The sequence below is a fragment of the Mesorhizobium sp. M8A.F.Ca.ET.021.01.1.1 genome (assembly GCF_003998025.1).
Lineage (GTDB): Bacteria > Pseudomonadota > Alphaproteobacteria > Rhizobiales > Rhizobiaceae > Mesorhizobium.
This window is the reverse complement of the sequence record NZ_RZSJ01000887.1, coordinates 1-1,565: the sequence shown is the minus strand read 5'-3', so window position 1 is coordinate 1,565 and position 1,565 is coordinate 1. Positions and strand designations below refer to the sequence as shown.

2 protein-coding genes are annotated in these 1,565 nt (G+C 59.5%); both read right to left on the bottom strand.

The genetic code is table 11. From position 1 onward, the window contains the following. On the bottom strand, positions 1 to 608 hold a 608-nt coding region (locus tag EOA36_RS35105), incomplete at its 3' end, for a transglutaminase-like cysteine peptidase (protein WP_127281205.1). Positions 609 to 891: 283 nt separating this feature from the next. Continuing rightward, positions 892 to 1,509 (bottom strand): PilZ domain-containing protein, encoded by a 618-nt coding sequence (locus EOA36_RS35100; RefSeq protein ID WP_127281204.1) that lies wholly within the window; start codon positions 1,507 to 1,509, stop codon positions 892 to 894. Positions 1,510 to 1,565 lie beyond the last annotated feature (56 nt).

Below are 1,565 nucleotides of genomic sequence, written 5' to 3'. Positions count from 1 at the left end.
CAGCGGACGCTCGCGACCGCGTCGGAACGGCCGTCGTTGATGGTTACCCAAACGCCGGAATTCTCCGTCGATTGACGCTTGAGATAGGTGTAGTCGGTGTCCGTCCAGGACAGCACCTTGGTTTCCAGATTGTCGAGGATGAACTCGCCGAGGCTGGTGCGCACGGTCAGAACCGCATGGCCGTCGCCGTTCGGCTGGCGCGCAACCGTCATCAAAAGGTCGCCGGCCGGCACGCCCATATCCATCAGCTCGCGGCGCTTTTCCAGCGCGTAATCCTCGCAATCGCCATAGCCATTGTCCGGATAGGCCCAGTATTCCTCGACACCGTAGTTTTCCATGTCGGTGCGCGGCTTGACGCGGCTGTTGACCGAATTGTTGATGCTGACGATCGACGCCCAGAGTTTGCGGGTCAGGTCGACCGGCTCTCCCTTGGGGGTCTTTTCGTTGCATTCGCCCGGGATGCGTTGGCAGAATTCATAGTGGCCTACAGGCTGCGTTGTGCGTCCGCCGGTATGCATGTAGGCCGGTCCCGCGGCATATGCTGATCCCCAGGCGGACAGCTGCATCGCCATTGCCGCCAGCAACAGCTTGCCCCTCGTTCTTTTCATTATTCAGTCTCCCCGTTCGAAGGAGACATTGCCACATGTGGATTTATTTGACGCAAAAGGCCGAAGTAGGTTTTAAGTAAAACGCCCGTAGAATAAACATAAAATTTGAATCATTTGAGTATTGAATTGTTCGGATTGCGGGATTGGTTTTAGGCGAATTCGGTCTCGCGCGGACCATTTCTGACTATGGCGACCTGTCGCCCGAGTACGCATCGATCGCCACGCCCCGGAAATCAAAAAGCCGGCCGCAAGGGCCGGCTTGACGGGGGTGCTTTGCGGCCGTTCAGGCGCGCGGCGTGTTGAATTCCGAATCGAGCGTTTCGGGGCGCTGGATGACGGCGAATTCGATGGCGACGCCATCTTCGAAATGCCGGACGATCTGACCGCGCATGGTGCCGAGCATGACCTGGACGCCGATCGCCGGTTTGACCTCGATCTCGATCGCGGCGCCGGACAAGGACAGATCGATGATCCGGCACTGATACTGACGGCCGTCGGTGAGCTGCAGCACGCTGGTCGGGTTGCGTGGCGAGACGCGCTCGTGACGGCGGTCTTCAGGCAGGTCGAGCTCGTGCTTGTTGGCGAGCCACGTCAATTGCGCTGCGAGCTTGTCCTTCTTGCGGTCGGACGCAATCACCGTCATTGCGAAGCCATCCGGCAACGTGCGCGTCAAGACACCTTCGATGCGGCCGATATGATCGATATAGGCGATGACTTTCTCGCCGGGCATGCCGATGCGGTCGGTGCGAAGCGCGACGTTGCCAGGCGACATGTCCACGACCTGGCAGGGGTGCTCGGTGCGGTCTTCCAGCATGAATCGTCCGTATATCTTGACCCGGACGCGCTGAAAGTTCCGCCTTTCAGCTTGGGACGGCGCATAGTCGACCGCCGCTGACCTCATGACTGCCTACACCCCGTTTGGCATCCCGCGCCTTAATGCGAGGGACTTCATCAGAG